Origin of the sequence: Prevotella sp. HCN-7019, assembly GCF_037890215.1 — a bacterium.
Classification (GTDB): Bacteria; Bacteroidota; Bacteroidia; order Bacteroidales; family Bacteroidaceae; genus Prevotella.
On sequence record NZ_JBBKBO010000001.1, the window covers coordinates 164,310 to 179,919 of the forward strand.

General features: G+C 51.5%; 10 protein-coding genes. 6 read left to right on the top strand and 4 right to left on the bottom strand.

What is annotated here, in order from left to right; all coding sequences use genetic code 11:
* Positions 1-143: 143 nt before the first annotated feature.
* The 3 genes from rnr (at position 144) to WKT13_RS00605 (ending at position 4,108) form a co-directional block, all read left to right on the top strand.
* Entirely contained in the window at positions 144-2,339 is a 2,196-nt protein-coding gene (gene rnr / locus WKT13_RS00595) for a ribonuclease R (RefSeq protein WP_340322417.1), read from the top strand.
* A gap of 189 nt (positions 2,340-2,528) precedes the next feature.
* Positions 2,529-2,867 carry a 30S ribosome-binding factor RbfA gene (rbfA, locus tag WKT13_RS00600; RefSeq protein ID WP_298620198.1) on the top strand — a complete coding sequence of 113 codons (339 nt, stop codon included), beginning with the start codon at positions 2,529-2,531 and terminating at the stop codon, positions 2,865-2,867.
* Complete coding sequence (locus WKT13_RS00605; RefSeq protein WP_298620196.1) at positions 2,864-4,108, top strand: FtsX-like permease family protein; 1,245 nt, start codon at positions 2,864-2,866, stop codon at positions 4,106-4,108. The genes rbfA and WKT13_RS00605 overlap by 4 nt, the downstream gene beginning before the upstream one ends.
* Positions 4,109-4,116: 8 nt before the next feature.
* On the opposite strand, the gene WKT13_RS00610 is transcribed toward WKT13_RS00605, so the two are convergent.
* The 4 genes from WKT13_RS00610 to WKT13_RS00625 all read right to left on the bottom strand — a co-directional run bounded on the left by WKT13_RS00610 (position 4,117) and on the right by WKT13_RS00625 (position 11,236).
* Positions 4,117-5,799 carry an RluA family pseudouridine synthase gene (locus WKT13_RS00610; protein WP_340322418.1) on the bottom strand — a complete coding sequence of 561 codons (1,683 nt, stop codon included), beginning with the start codon at positions 5,797-5,799 and terminating at the stop codon, positions 4,117-4,119.
* A 763-nt stretch (positions 5,800-6,562) separates the two neighbouring features.
* Positions 6,563-8,389, bottom strand: coding sequence for an ABC transporter ATP-binding protein (locus WKT13_RS00615; protein ID WP_340322419.1), 1,827 nt, complete (start codon positions 8,387-8,389; stop codon positions 6,563-6,565).
* A 283-nt stretch (positions 8,390-8,672) separates the two neighbouring features.
* Positions 8,673-9,995 (bottom strand): tRNA (N6-isopentenyl adenosine(37)-C2)-methylthiotransferase MiaB, encoded by a 1,323-nt coding sequence (gene miaB, locus WKT13_RS00620; protein WP_340322420.1) that lies wholly within the window; start codon positions 9,993-9,995, stop codon positions 8,673-8,675.
* 323 nt (positions 9,996-10,318) lie between these two features.
* Positions 10,319-11,236, bottom strand: coding sequence for a hypothetical protein (locus tag WKT13_RS00625; protein ID WP_340322421.1), 918 nt, complete (start codon positions 11,234-11,236; stop codon positions 10,319-10,321).
* Positions 11,237-11,808: 572 nt separating this feature from the next.
* On the opposite strand from WKT13_RS00625, the gene WKT13_RS00630 reads away from it, so the two are divergent.
* From WKT13_RS00630 to WKT13_RS00640, 3 genes are all read left to right on the top strand, one after another.
* A complete protein-coding gene (locus WKT13_RS00630; RefSeq protein WP_340322422.1) occupies positions 11,809-12,231 on the top strand; it encodes an META domain-containing protein in 423 nt (140 codons plus the stop codon).
* 1,114 nt (positions 12,232-13,345) lie between these two features.
* Entirely contained in the window at positions 13,346-13,957 is a 612-nt protein-coding gene (locus WKT13_RS00635) for a hypothetical protein (protein ID WP_340322423.1), read from the top strand.
* A gap of 160 nt (positions 13,958-14,117) precedes the next feature.
* Positions 14,118-15,596 carry a chitobiase/beta-hexosaminidase C-terminal domain-containing protein gene (locus WKT13_RS00640; protein WP_340322424.1) on the top strand — a complete coding sequence of 493 codons (1,479 nt, stop codon included), beginning with the start codon at positions 14,118-14,120 and terminating at the stop codon, positions 15,594-15,596.
* The last annotated feature ends 14 nt before the right edge of the window (positions 15,597-15,610 follow it).

Below are 15,610 nucleotides of genomic sequence, written 5' to 3' on the forward strand. Positions count from 1 at the left end.
TTTATTTGCATATACATATCGCCGGGCCATGCGCCATGGGCTCCGACATGCCGCGACAAAGCCGCGGCCATACAACGGCAAAGCCCTGACCACACGGCACTGACGGCATCAGTACCGGTCCGGCAACTAAAAACCCCAACATTATGGCAAAAGGAAGAAAAGGCGGCAAACGCCTGTCAAGAAAACAACTTTCGGAGAAGCTCGAAGGCTTCTTCACCACCCAACCCGACAAAACATTCAGTTTCAAGGAGATATTCCGCACTCTGCACCTCGACACCCACCCGCTCAAGATGCTGGCAATCGACATCATGGAGGAGATGGCATGGGACGATTTCCTCACCAAGGTGAGCGACAACTCCTACCGGCTCAACACAAAAGGGCAGGTGCAGGAGGGCACGTTCCAGCGCAAGCAGAACGGAAAGAACTCGTTCATACCCGACGACGGCACCAAACCTATATTCGTTGCGGAGCGCAACTCCATGTGGGCGCTGACGGGAGACAAGGTGAGAGTGTCTGTCATGGCGCGCCGCCAGAAACACATAAAGGAGGCGCAGGTCATCGAGATAATAAAGCGTGCCAAGGACACCTTCGTAGGAAAGCTGCGCTCCGACCGCGACATCACCTATCTCATCACACAGGACGGCACTCTGCCGGCGGGCATCATCATACCGCGCCGCAAGCTCAAGGGAGGAAAAAACGGCGACAAAGCCGTGGTGAGAATAATGCAATGGCCCGACAACGAGAACCGCAACATGATAGGCGAGGTGGTTGACGTGCTCGGACCGACGGGTGACAACGATGTAGAAATGAACACCATCCTCGCACAGTACGGCCTGCCCTACAAATATCCTAAGGCTGTAGAAGAAGCCGCCGACAAGATAACGGGCGAGATAACCGAGGAAGATCTGAAAGAACGCGAGGACTTCCGCGACATCTTCACGTGCACCATCGACCCGCACGACGCCAAGGACTTCGACGACGCACTGTCCATACGCCACCTCGACAACGGCCTTTGGGAAGTGGGAGTGCACATCGCCGACGTGTCACACTACGTCAAAGAGGGTTCTATAATAGACAAGGAGGCACAGAAACGCGCCACGAGTATCTACCTCGTCGACCGCACAATACCTATGCTTCCGGAGCATCTCTGCAACTTCGTATGCTCTCTTCGCCCTGATGAGGAGAAGCTATGCTACAGCGTGATATTCAATCTCGACGACGAGGCCACGGTGAAGAACTACCGCATTGTGCACACCGTCATACGCAGCAACCGCCGCTATGCCTACGAAGAAGTGCAGCAACTGCTCGAGGACAACGGCGTGGTTGACGGCACGGGCGAACCGGCACCTGCTCCAGGAAAGGACGGATACAAGGGTGAGAACGCCGAGATGCTCATCACGCTCGACCGTCTTGCCAAGAAGCTGCGCAAGGCACGGTTTGCCAACGGAGCCGTGAAGTTCGACCGTGAGGAGCTTCATTTCGATATCGACGAGACCGGAAAGCCGGTGCGCTGCTACTTCAAGAGGTCGAAAGACGCAAATAAACTCATCGAGGAATTCATGCTTCTTGCCAACCGCACGGTGGCAGAGAGCGTGGGCAAGGTGAAGAAAGGCGTCAAGGCAAAGACTCTTCCATACCGTATTCACGACAATCCCGACCCGCAGAAGCTGGAGACTCTACGCGAGTTCATCGTAAAATTCGGCTACAAACTCAAGACCGAAGGTACCAAGGGAGCAACGGCACGGTCGCTCAACAAGCTCATGGACGACTGCCAGGGCAAGAAGGAACAGAACCTCATACAGACCGTAGCACTGCGCGCCATGATGAAGGCGAAATACTCGATACACAACATCGGCCACTTCGGACTGGCCTTCGAATACTACACTCACTTCACTTCGCCCATCCGACGCTATCCCGACACTATGGTGCACCGCCTGCTCACACGCTACCAACAGGGCGGACGCAGCGCCAACCGCGAGCACTACGAGGAGCTGTGCGAGCACTCGAGCGAGATGGAACAGATAGCTGCCAACGCCGAACGCGACTCAATCAAGTACAAGGCAGTGGAGTTCATGAGCGACAAGATAGGCAATGTCTACGACGCACACATAAGCGGTCTGCAGTCGTATGGCATCTACTGCGAGATTGACGAGAACCATTGCGAAGGACTGGTGCCCATGCGCGATCTCAACGATGACTACTACGACTTCGACGAACGCAACTATTGCCTGGTCGGACGCCACCGTCATCACAAGTATCAGTTGGGCGATCCGATCCGCATAAAAGTGGCAGCGGCCAATCTAGAGAAGAAACAGCTCGACTTCACTCTGGCCGAATGAGGCCGTCTGACGGCAATATCAGCAAGGCATAAAGCGTGTGTGTGAGGAAAAATAAACGTCTATTTATTTCTTCATACACACGGTTTGCACTATCTTTGCATAAGATTTGCTGCACTCGGGAAATTAAGAACAAGTTCTCTTTCCGCTCGTTTGCCAAATCTCTGCATTCAAAACAACAACACGTAAATTATGCAAGAAACAAGACAAAACCGCATAGCAAGACTTCTGCAGAAGGAGTTGAGCCTTATATTCCAGTCGCAGACACGCATGATGCACGGCGTGATGGTGAGCGTGACCCGTTGTCGCGTGTCGCCCGACCTGAGCATCTGCACGGCGTATCTCAGCATCTTCCCGTCAGAAAAAGGTGAGGAGATGATAAAGAACATCAATGCCAACGAGCGCACAATACGCTATGAGCTCGGCACAAGAGTGCGCAACCAGCTGCGCATAATCCCCGAACTGAGATTCTTCATCGACGACTCGCTCGACTACATCGAACGTATAGACGAACTGCTGGGCAAGAAATGAAACGTCATAACTTTCCTTTCTACATAGCCCGGCGCTATCTTTTCTCGAAGAAAAGCACCAACGTCATAAACATCATTTCAGCCATATCGGTCACCGGTGTGGCTGTAACAACCATGGCGCTTGTCATTGTGATGAGCGTGTTCAATGGTTTCCACGACCTCGTGGCGTCGTTCTTCACCAGTTTCGACCCGCAGATATCAGTCGTACCGGCAAAAGGTAAGGCGGTGGCAGCGGACGATCCGCTGCTCACACAGATGAAGCAGCTGCCTCAGGTGCAGGTGTCCACAGAATGTGTTGAGGAACTTGCGCTTGCCATGTACGGCGACAAGCAGGCCATGGTGACGATAAAAGGCGTGGAAAGCAACTTCGACAGCCTCACTAACATACGCGACATACTCTACGGCGACGGCGACTTCACGCTTCAGGCAGCCAACCTTCAGTACGGTATTCCGGGCATACGCCTTGCGCAGACGCTCGGTATTGGAGCGCGCTGGGACGGTTTTCTGAATATATACGCCCCGAAACGCGAGGGTCAGATGGTCGATGTCACCAATCCGTCGGACGGTTTCGTATCAGACTCAATACTCTCGGCAGGCGTCGTCTTTGCCGTAAACCAGTCCAAATATGACAAGGATCACATCCTGACTTCCATCGGTTTCGCCCGCCGTATATTCGACCGCCAGGGCATGGTAACCTCACTTGAGTTCCGTCTGAAACCGGGCAGCGACCTAAGTGCCGTGAAAGCGGAGATGCAGAAGATAGGAGGTGACAAATACCGCGTGCTCGACCGATTCGAGCAACAGGCCGACACGTTCAAGATAATGCAGATAGAGAAGGTGCTGGCCTACATATTCCTCACGTTCATACTGGTCGTGGCGTGCTTCAACATCATCGGTTCGCTGTCGATGCTCATCATCGACAAGAAGCAGGACGTGGCAACACTGCGCAGCCTCGGAGCCAACGACAAGCTCATAACACGCATATTCCTCTTCGAGGGACGAATGATATCGGCCATCGGCGCAGCCATAGGCATCATCATCGGACTGCTGCTTTGCTGGCTGCAACAGACCTACGGACTCGTGGCCATGGGCAGCACCAGCGGCGCGTTTGTCATCAACGCCTATCCCGTAAGCGTGCATTATGACGATGTGCTGATCATATTCATCACAGTGATTGCCGTAGGCTGGCTGGCCACATGGTATCCGGTGAGATACATGTCGAAGCGTCTGCTCGGCGACTGAAAACAATCTTAACGCCGGGGCACGCCATTGTCCGTGCCCTGAGCGGTTTCTTCCGCAAAATCTTCATCCACACAGAAAGTCATGGTCTTGCCCGTAGAAGGATGGGCGAAACTTATGGACGTGGCACGCAGGCACAGCCTACGGCCGGCATGGCCGTACAGTCTGTCGCCCGTGATGGGGCATCCCAGCCCGTCCTCATGGGCGCAGTGCACCCTTAACTGATGCGTACGACCGGTCTCCGGATATAGATGCACGAGCGTACGACCGCCGCAATGCTTCACAATCTCGTAGCGCGTGACGGCGCGTTTCCCCTCTTTCATGTCAACCCTCTGGCGCGGACGATCGATGAAGTCGGCGCTCAGCGGCAGGTCTATCGTGCCTTCGCGCGGGCGGTCGGGCGTTCCGTCGAGCAGCGCGGTGTAGCGTTTCTTCACCGTGTGCGCCTCAAACTGAGCGTGAAGCAACCGTTGTGCACGGGCAGTGCGCGCCATGACGAGCAGTCCGCCGGTGTCCATGTCGAGCCGGTGGACGGCAAGCACGCCACCCTCGCCGCCATAACGGGCGCACATCAGAGTGAGTGCTGACACGCTGTCGCCGCGCCCCGGCACACTCAGCATGCCGTGGGGCTTATCCACAACCACCAGGTCATCGTCCTCATACACTATCTTCAGCTGTCCTGAGAAATCGTTTCCGAGCGGGTCGGGTTCCACATCGAGGCCCTGCATCATGTACCGCAGCAGCGGACCACACTTGCCTGTGCACGACGGATAGAAATGTCCGTGGCGGCGAAGTTCGGTTGCCGGAGCCTCACCCCACCAGAATTCGGCCATGCACAACGGCCTGTAACCGCGCTGATAGGCATACTGCAACAGCTTGGGCGCGCAGCAGTCGCCCGTCCCGGCAGGCGGAACGCCGGCGGTGGTCGATGCGAATATGTCGAGCAGATGGCGCCGTTCGCCGTGCGCATTGAGCATCTCGTAGCGGCGGAAGAGCCACTCCTGCAGTCCGTCGCTCATGTCGCGGCGGCGCTCGCGCAGACGTTCCAGTCGTTCGTTGAGCAGACGTAGACGGGCGGCGATGTCGTCAAGCCGCTCGGCATAGCGGTGCTTCATGCGGCGCAATTCGGCCTTCATGAACTGACTTTCGCGTTTCAACCGTTCTTCCTCCGCCTCGCTCACACCGGCACGGCGCGCCTCTTCCCTTCTGCTGCGTGCCTCCTTCATCTGCCGGCGATAGTCGTCGGTGGCGGCGCGCGCCTCTTTCTCCACAGCCCTCATCTCCTCAGCAAGTGCCAATCTCACGGGGTCGGCCTCGCAACGATCTATCTCGCAGTTCACATCCACGATCTGTTGCTCGCGCATACGGAAATATCCTCCGGGCTGACGGGCATCGAACACCGGCGGAACGAAATAGGGCCAGTCGTTGCGTCCGGCCAGCAGACCGGAATAGGCTGCAAGGAAACCCGTGCCGCCATCGCCACAATCCACCACAAGCACGCCGAACATCTTGCCGTGGCCGTACTCATACTGCAACACGCAGCTGTCGTCTATGTGGCGCTGCACCTCGCGGGCGGCAGCCACACACATTGGATGTGGCGTGTAGCAGAAAGGGAAAGTGAACAGGAGCGGACGCTCATAACTGCCTTGAAGCACGTGCAGACGCGCATCTGTATATGAAGAGTTTGCTGACATTTTCGTGTGTTTGAGGATTACGTTTACCGCAGCATGCGGCACGGCTGCAAAAATACTGATTATTCCGTCCGCCCACAAGCAAACGCCGTTTTTTTAGTACGGAGCAGCCGCTGCGCGCTGTCGATACAGGCATGTAACAAAAATAAAATCGTCCTTCGGCCGGAATCGTTTTAGAGCATCATTTTAGTTAATTATCATTAATATCGAGCCTGAGAAGTTAAAAATACAGGGGTATAAACTCAAAAATACGCGCGAAAAATGAAAAAAGAAGATTATCGGGCGCAATTTTTTATATTTTGACACATCGCGCAACTATCGGATAATCAAAGCTTTACGCAACATCATAATACGACAGCCTTCATATCGCGCTGCGAAAGAGCCCATATAAGGGTGCGATTAAGCCCATATCAGGGCATGATAAAGGCTGAACGAGGTACCAAAGACAACCATTCCGCACCCTAAAACAGGCTCTTTCGCACAACAATAACCTGTAGGTCGTCACACGGAAACGAGGATACGACACGACGGTCAGTACGAAACGGCCTTTTCAAGGCATAAATACTATACCACGGGACTGCCGGATGAGAAAAAAGGAAATGTTAAAATCGTGGGCCGTAAAAAACTGTAAGCAGGATTGGGGCACGTTTTTTGATCTGCGCCGACGCCTTACGCCGATGCTCCCGTAAACGCTCCTGCCCCGCCGTCGCGGCTCGGAGCCATGACAGCGGGGCAGGAACATGAATATGATAAAGCTCGCCGGGCGTTACGACTGCAGGTCGTGCAGCTTGCGGTAGTAGCCGTTGAGGGCCATCAGTTCGTCGTGACTGCCGCGCTCTACGATGCGTCCCTCGTGCAGGACACATATCTCGTCGGCGTTCTTTATGGTCGAAAGGCGGTGGGCTATAGCCACAGTGGTGCGTGTCTTCATGAGCTTTTCGAGAGCATCCTGCACCAGACGCTCGCTCTCTGTGTCGAGAGCCGAGGTGGCCTCATCGAGTATCAGTATCGGCGGATTCTTCAGAATGGCGCGCGCTATGCTCACACGCTGGCGCTGTCCTCCGGAGAGTCGTCCGCCACGGTCGCCTATGTTGGTGTCATATCCCTGCTCCGAAGCCATGATGAAGTCGTGGGCATTGGCTATGCGGGCGGCACGTTCCACCTGCTCCTGTGTGGTGGATTCCACACCGAACGATATGTTATTGTAGAACGAATCGTTGAAGAGTATCGCCTCCTGATTCACGTTTCCGATGAGCATGCGCAGGTCGTGTATGCAGAGGTCGCGCACGTCCACGCCGTCGATGAGCACCTGTCCCTCCTGCGTATCGTAATAACGCGGTATGAGATCTACGAGCGTCGATTTGCCGCTTCCGCTCTGTCCCACAAGCGCTACGGTCTTACCTTTCTCTATTTTGAGGTTTATGTCGCGCAGCACCCACTTCTCGCCGTATCTGAACGACACGTTGCGGAACTCTATGCTGTGCTCGAACGACGCGATGCGCACGGGATCGGCCTTTTCCTTTATCGGGTTCTCGGCCTTCAGTATCTTATCCACGCGCTCCATGGACGCCAGACCCTTCGGTATGTTGTAGCTGGCTTTGGAGAACTCCTTCAGCGGATTGATGATGCTGTAGAGCATCACGAGATAGTAGATGAACATCGGACCGCTGAGCGTCATGTTGTTGAGCACGAGCATACCTCCGAACCACAGCACGATGACTATGAGCACTGTGCCGAGAAATTCGCTCATAGGATGGGCGAGCTGTTGGCGTGTATTGACGCGGCGCACCTGCTCGCGGTAGGATGTGTTGATGGCATCGAAGCGACGGTTCATCTTCTCTTCGGCGCAGAAAGCCTTGACAATGCGCAGTCCGCCGAGCGTTTCCTCAACAAGGCTCATAGTGTCGCTCCACATAGACTGGGCCTTGATGGACTTCGCCTTGAGCTTGCGGCCCACGAAACCCATGAACCATCCCATTATGGGAACGATGACAAGGGTGAACAGAGTGAGCTGCCAGCTGATGAGAAGCAGCGTGGCGAAGTAGAAGATAATGAGAATAGGATTCTTGAAAAGCATGTCGAGTGACGACATGATAGAGCTCTCCACCTCCTGCACATCACCGCTCATGCGGGCTATGATGTCGCCCTTGCGCTCCTCGGAGAAGAAACCCAGCGGCAGCGAAGTTATCTTGCGGTAGAGCTGGTTGCGTATGTCGCGCACCACGCCGGTGCGTATCGGAATGATCGTCGCCGACGAAAGGAAATAGGCTCCGGTCTTCAGGAATGTCATGAATGCCAGGAACAGGCCGATGACCAGCAGCGTGGTGGACGCTCCGAGAGCGTCTATCATCTGATAGACATAATAGTTCATGTTGTTTGTCAGCACGTCCTTTATGTCTCCGCTGCCCAGTTCGAGCAGCACGGGATGCTGGTCTGTGGTGTCTATCTTGAAAAGAATCTTGAGTATCGGCATTATGGCAAGAAACGAAAAGATGTTCAATATTGCCGAAAGGATATTGAACACGACCGTCAGTACCAGATATTTCTTATACGGCGGAACGAATCGGCGTAGCACTTGAAAAAACTCTTTCATTGGCGTGTCTTGAGGAGTTTGTTTTATAATTTATAAATGTATGAATACCGCAAGGACTGCATCAACAGGCAGAATAAACAAATGACCTGTAGCGAAAACCTCCATGCTGCTTTCTGCAAAAACAACGCAAGCGGGCGCAATGAGAACTGATTCTTAAATTGCCGGGCGCAGATTGTTTTTTGCAAAGTTAGCGTTTTTGCGCTATATGACAAAATGTGACCGTTCTTTTAAAACAAATATGCCGCACAACGGGGCTGTGCGGCATACGCTATATTGTACGAAATCAGTCTATTGCAGTGCCGAAAAGCGTGGCACTTGTGGAGCCGGTGATCTTCACGCGCACCGTCTCGCCGATGTGATGTGTGCCCTTGTCGAACACCACCATCTTGTTCTGACCCGTGCGTCCGCACAGCTGTTCGTTGCTGCGCTTGCTGAAGCCCTCAACCAGTACGTCGAACTCGTGGCCCTCGTCGCGTTTGTTGGCCTCGGCAGACAGCTCGGTCTGCAGATGTATCATCTCGTTCAGACGGCGCAGTTTCACCTCTTCGGGCACGTCGTCGGGCAGATGTTTCGAGGCGTATGTGCCCGGACGCTCGCTGTACTTGAACATGAACGCCGAGTCGTAGGCAGCCTCACGCATGAGCGAGAGCGACATCTGGTGGTCTTCTTCCGTCTCGCTGTGATAGCCCACGAAGATGTCTGTGGACAGTCCGCAGTCGGGAATGATGCGGCGTATGGCCTCAACACGTCCCATGTACCACTCACGGGTATACTTGCGGTTCATCAGTTTCAGTATGCGGTCTGAGCCCGACTGCACCGGCAGATGTATGTGACGGCACACGTTCGGCATCTCTGCTATGACGTGCAACGTGTCGTCGCTCATGTCCTTCGGGTGGCTTGTGGTGAACCGCACGCGCATTCCCGGTGCCGTCTCAGCCACGGTGCGCAACAGTTCGGGGAACGCAATGATATGTCCGTCACGCTCAAAGCGGTAGGAATTGACGTTCTGTCCGAGCAGCGTCACTTCCTTATAACCGCGCTCCTCAAGGTCGCGCACCTCGCGGAGTATGCTCTCCACGTCGCGCGAACGTTCACGACCGCGGGTGTAGGGCACGATGCAGTAGTGGCAGAAGTTGTTGCATCCGCGCATGATGCTCACATATCCGCTTATCGGCTGAGCCAGAGCTATGCGGCGCGGAACAACGTCGCGATAGGTCTCCGTGGTGGAAAGCTCTATGTTCATTGCCTTATGTCCGGTCTCGGCCTGCGCCGTGAGGTCAGGCAGAGTGAGATAGGCGTCAGGTCCTGCAACAAGATCGACACCGTGTTTCTCCAACAGTTCTTCCTTCACACGCTCCGCCATGCAGCCCAGCACACCGATGATGAAACGGCGGCCCTTGCGGCGTTCGGCATTGAGCGCCTCCAGACGGTGATATATTTTGTTCTCCGCGTTCTCACGAACCGAACATGTATTCAGGAAAATGGCGTCGGCCTCATCCGCCGATGTGCACAGGTCGTAACCGGCCATCTTCATGACCGAGGCCACCACCTCGCTGTCGGCAACGTTCATCTGGCAGCCGTATGTCTCGATAAAGAGTTTCTTCATTTCTGGTATATTACGTTAAACTTCAGCATCAGACCACACAACGGAATCACGACACTAAGCATGCATATCCGCCTGATTGTCTGATACATATCCTTTCACTGTGCAAAGTTAATGCAAACTGAGTGCAGGATAAAATAAATCGGGAGTTATTTTTCCGTAAAAGACATTCTGTCCGATACATAAAACAAGAGCCGGACTCAACTGAATCCGACTCCTGTTTTAATAATAATATGTAACTATTCGAAATAGTTATTCAACTTTCTATTTACTGTCTCTCTGATTGTTATATTGCGGTTCATTCTTCCGCCTTATTCCGTTTGCTGTTATTTTTCCTCTGGTTCCGCCAAAGTGTACCTTATAACCTTGCGGCTTCTGTCATCAATACTGAGTTTGGCGAACACCGGAGACTTCAATCCTAATTTCTGCCAATCTTTAGAATATATTGTAATAAAATGGTATATATCGTCCGGTTTCACTCCTTTAGGAAGTTCATTTTTCTTAAAACTGCCGTATTCCTCAGGAATCCAGTCATATTTCAGATACTTAAATGTCGATTCACCGATGGTCGGATATATCACGCCCAAGCTATTCTTATCTATTGTCCGCTGTCCTTTCTTTCCGTGATATACAATATGGTTCAATGCAATGGCAGTGAGTATTCTTATACGCTCGTCCTTTTTTAGTGAGGCGATAGACTTGCCGTAAGAGTATTTCCCGCTTTTCAGTTCCTTGTCAGTTGGTACTTCATATATCTGCGGACGGCGCTTTGCATTGCTGAATACCTCCTTCGTTGACACCTTATCTTTGGGATCGAATCCGTTGCCTATGATTGTAACATCATACGTTGCCTCCGACAGCAATACATTGAAATCCTCTTCCATAACAGCACTGGCTGGACAACCGATCTCCGGTTCACTATCATCGAAAGCGAAAGGATAATATTTCTTACCGATGACTTTTATACCATAAATGTATTTGTCAGTCGGCGCGAAAGCCCTCAGCATGCTGTCTTTCTCGTTTTTATGGTAGAAATTGTATATCCATTCCACGCTGCTATCATCGTAGTCGAACTGAGATATGAGTGTAACGCCACTCTTATCTATATTACGATTACTGAAATATGACATTATCTTGGCAGTGATGATGCTGTCGCGCTGTGACCACGGCATTTCACTGAGCCGTGTCTGAGCCTGCACTGGTACGCCCAACACAAGAAGTAATGATAAAATTATGTGTTTCATGAATATCATATCATTGTTTTATTGTATCATAATAATAATTTCAGACAGACGACGCGCCGCTGCGCCCGCAAGAGTATGACAGACTACAAATGTCTGCCGAGCACCACACTTTCGATTTTAAGACAAAAGTATAACAACTGTATCCCGCCACAGAAACCACCAATCCGGCGATAACAGCAGCCATATACGCACAGCCCGGCGTTCATCGCAAATATACAAAATAAAACTGTAGGTTGTATGTGCAACTCTCTGTTTTAACACATCATACAGCTATCTACATAACAGAGATTTCTATCTCCATAATAAGATACTTCCCGAACAGTTATCACCATCAAAGAGGCCAAAACGGCATGACACTAATATCAACATCAGCACGGCACAAAACAATGCTCTGTAAAAGACAAATATTACAAACAGGGAATTCATTAACACACGTTAAAGTTGTTAATGTATAATATTTTATTCTTGTTTCATATACGTTTAAACTAACTTTGTACACTCTGATCTCGCATTAAGAGGAAAGATTGTTCAGATAAACATCATTTATTATTAAAATTAATAAGCAAACTGACATGAAGAAAGTATTTTTTGCAGTATGCATGACAGCGCTCCTCGCATCGTGCGCTACAAGCAACAAAATCAAATCAATATCTGCGCTCGCAGGCGAATGGAACATCACTGAAGTAGAAGGAAAGGCTATAAGCGCAAGCGATAGCGAGAACCCTCCGTTCATTGGTTTCGACACAAACGAGAACCGCATATACGGCAGCACAGGCTGTAACCGTATGACCGGTGCGCTCAACGCCAACGTAGAGACAGGCAAGATAGACTTCGGAGCTGTGGCAAGCACACGGATGATGTGTGCAAAAATGGAAACCGAACAGGCCGTTCTCGGTGCACTCGGAAAGGTTTCTACCTTCAGCATGAAGAAAAAAGGTGTGCTCGAATTCAAGGACAACAGCGGCAAAACCGTTATGACACTGAAGCACAAATAAGCAGTACACACACAAAACACATTTAATATAAAGCAGGAAGGACACCCTGCCGCTCGTAATAAAAGAACGGACAGCTGGTGTTTTTCCTGTTTTTTGTTTCTCCACAATGCGTCCGGCATATTATATTTCCGTCCAGACAGTAAGCCGAAGCAGACATGCATGTGTCGGAAAATCACAGGAAAACGGCTCTGTAGAAATTCAACAGGGACTGGTTCTGATAATAAACCGCAACGGAATAAAGAAAAAATTGCGGACAAAGCGGAGCTGTATGAACAGCGGCAGCGCATCTGCATAGGTAATAATAAATTCAAATTTCCACAAGCAATAAATCATCGACGCAGGAAAGAAGCATGCCTCCCGTGCCTTTTCTCACACGTCATGATGGCTTTTTTAAAGAAAACCCGGATGACGTACTTACAGATTTTCTTGACTTTTTTTTGACAAAATAAAATCGCAAAAGAGATGTAAGGAAATGTTAAATGCAATGTTATAAAGCCCATTTACGTCCGAAGCTCCTTATCGTATTCCCTGTTGTGGAGTGCCGGTAAATTCATATTGCACTCCGATAATGCCCATATCAGCCTCTGGTTTTGTCTGTTTCATGGTGTGATATTGAGTGTTTCAGCCCCTGAAACGGGCAATATCACGTGCCGAAACGGTACATTTCGTGTAACGAAAAGATTACTCTCAAATGTAAATCCTTGATATACAATATCTTGCGCAAGGCTCTTATTTCTCGCGTATTTGCGTCCGAAGGAAAGTCCGCGCGCAAATTCTCATTTATTTTTCGGGGTAGAACAGAAAACTCTGGCGAAAAAACCGCATGATACTGAAAATCTGTAACTGCCCCGATTGCTTTCCTTTCAGCCTAAAGCAACAACGCCGATACGGTCTTGAAACCGCGGGCTTCTTTTGCCACCGGTCACAGTTGAGTTTCTGCTGAGCCCGAAAAGCAATAATAACATTTACCGGGAAACACGTCGTGACATACATTATGCCGCGACGAAAGCAATATCAAAATCACGGATTGCCGTGGCTGCAACGACATAACACAGGGCTATCTTTGCAAAAAAGAATTAAAATCATTACCTCACAAACCAAAAACCGAACAGACATGAAAAGAAACATCATCCGTACATTCATCATTGCCGTGGCTGCCATATTTGCAGTGCCGCAGACAGCCGACGCACAGATAGGCAACCTGCTGAAGAAAGCAAAGAAGGCCGTGGAGACCGTGACAGGAACCACCGACGCAAAGACCGCAGAGGCAAAGGACGCCGGAACGCAGGCGGCTGAAGTGGCAATAGCGTCGGGAGGCACAATGATCAATCCCTTCTCCGACGCTGCCGACATCGAGCTGGTGGGCTGCTACGGCAAGAGTACATCCGAAAACTTCGGCACGGCCTACCTTGTTCTGAAAGTGAAAATGAAACTCAACAAGAACCGTATCATCCTGAGCGGCAACGAAAACGGCAACAAGACCATGGCCATCGACGCCGACGGCAATTCCTACGGCACATCAGCCATGGGCGGAATGGGATGCGACGTGACCGAAGGAGTGTTCGTAAAACTGAAAGTGGACGCACCGCAGCAGCAGTTCAAGGACGTGAAGAAGTCGGTGAAGGAGTTCCAGATGATAAAGATGTCTATCTATATCGACCCGCAATACCGCGGCGCGCTGACGTTCAAGAACGTGCCGATACAGTGGGATGTCGAACCGAAATAAGTCCCGAATCTCTCTCATAACTATGCAATATCGGTAACAGCAGAGTCACAGGTGGCAGCAACACTGCCGTCTGTGACCTCTGGCAGATAAGGAGAATACAGTCTGCGCCGGCATGAAAGTGCATAGAACGGTAACATATAACAACACAACAACTGACAATATGGAAAAACTCTACATATTCATTACAACTATTCTGCTCGCTGCATGGAGCACTGCCATAAACGCGCAGACCAACATTGTATTCACCGAAACATTCGAAGGCGTGAACGGAACGGAGGCAGGATTGTCGCCTATTAACATGGCCGACCTCGACAACAAGGAGGGATGGACATTCAATGATGTGCGTTCCGGACCGGGATGCGCGCTGATTGAGGCAGGCGGCTCCGTGACTCTGCCTGCCGTTCCGGGACTTAATGGCAACGCTTGCATATATTTCAATCTCCGGCAGTGGGGCAATGGGAAGACCGAACCCTGCACGCTGTCATTGAGCGAAGGCGGAATGAACACTCCCAATGTGGAAATGGAGATGGACACGGACGGACACAACATAATATACAATGTCACGCCGGAGACACGCATAACCCTCACCGCCACAAACAATGTGATGCTTGATGATGTCATGATATGGTACGGCAGCAGCATGGAAGGAATGATTACTGAAGATTTCAAGATATCTGCGCCTTCGGGGATATATGCGGAACCGTTCGAAATAATGCTTGCCCCGAACCGCAACTACGAATACGCCGACAACTATCTTGAGGACCATCTGATAATGGTTTACACCACCGACGGTTCCAAACCCACGCACTTCTCCACCCGATATTCCGGTCCTATAACAATAGACAGCACCACAACGCTTGGCGTAGGGCTCATAAGTGCAACGGGCAATCTGTATACCAAACAATACGAATACTCTTTACCGGTGACGGCGCACGACATAGCGGCCTACCGCGCACTGCCTGAAAACACATTCACAAAGCTTATCCTGAACAACGCCCTGGTGACGTATTCCGAGATACACGACGCAAAAGGTGACACCTACGGCCACACCTACATACAGGACGAAAGCGGAGCCATGGGCATTGTAGGTTGGGGCGGCACGCCACTTAAGACCAACGACATACTGAACGGAAGCATTATCGGCTACACATCGGCAGACGGCAACTTCACTAAATGTGAGTTCACCTCGTTCGACAACCTCGTCACCGGCACGGCAACACCCGAACCCACCGTGGCCGAAACAATAGACGAAGTACTCGACGACGACAACCTGAACACGCTCGTCACACTGACCGGAGTGACCGTAAGCGACGGTTACGCCACCAAGGACGGCGTCTCGATAAAGATAGTTTATGCTCCAACAATGTCAGCAGAACCGGCAATGGCGAGCAGAAAGAACGCAAACGCCACAGCACTCGACATCACCGGCATACTGCAGAAGGCCGACGACGAATATCAGCTCATGCTCATATCCGAACCGGTGGTGACATCCATCGGAACAATATACGGCAACGGAGCTGCCACTCCACACCCTACGGTCATCTATCTCATGGACGGACGCAAGACAGACACATGGCAACGCGGCATGAACATCGTGCGCTACTCCGACGGTACCGTACGCAAGGTGGTCACCAGATAAACCGTCCGGCAAAT

Bases quoted from the DNA above. Each gene is read 5' to 3' on its own strand.
- rnr (WP_340322417.1), top strand. From the start codon at position 144: ATGGCAAAAGGAAGAAAAGGCGGCAAACGCCTGTCAAGAAAACAACTT.
- rbfA (WP_298620198.1), top strand. From the start codon at position 2,529: ATGCAAGAAACAAGACAAAACCGCATAGCAAGACTTCTGCAGAAGGAG.
- WKT13_RS00605 (WP_298620196.1), top strand. From the start codon at position 2,864: ATGAAACGTCATAACTTTCCTTTCTACATAGCCCGGCGCTATCTTTTC.
- WKT13_RS00610 (WP_340322418.1), bottom strand. From the start codon at position 5,799: ATGTCAGCAAACTCTTCATATACAGATGCGCGTCTGCACGTGCTTCAA.
- WKT13_RS00615 (WP_340322419.1), bottom strand. From the start codon at position 8,389: ATGAAAGAGTTTTTTCAAGTGCTACGCCGATTCGTTCCGCCGTATAAG.
- miaB (WP_340322420.1), bottom strand. From the start codon at position 9,995: ATGAAGAAACTCTTTATCGAGACATACGGCTGCCAGATGAACGTTGCC.
- WKT13_RS00625 (WP_340322421.1), bottom strand. From the start codon at position 11,236: ATGAAACACATAATTTTATCATTACTTCTTGTGTTGGGCGTACCAGTG.
- WKT13_RS00630 (WP_340322422.1), top strand. From the start codon at position 11,809: ATGAAGAAAGTATTTTTTGCAGTATGCATGACAGCGCTCCTCGCATCG.
- WKT13_RS00635 (WP_340322423.1), top strand. From the start codon at position 13,346: ATGAAAAGAAACATCATCCGTACATTCATCATTGCCGTGGCTGCCATA.
- WKT13_RS00640 (WP_340322424.1), top strand. From the start codon at position 14,118: ATGGAAAAACTCTACATATTCATTACAACTATTCTGCTCGCTGCATGG.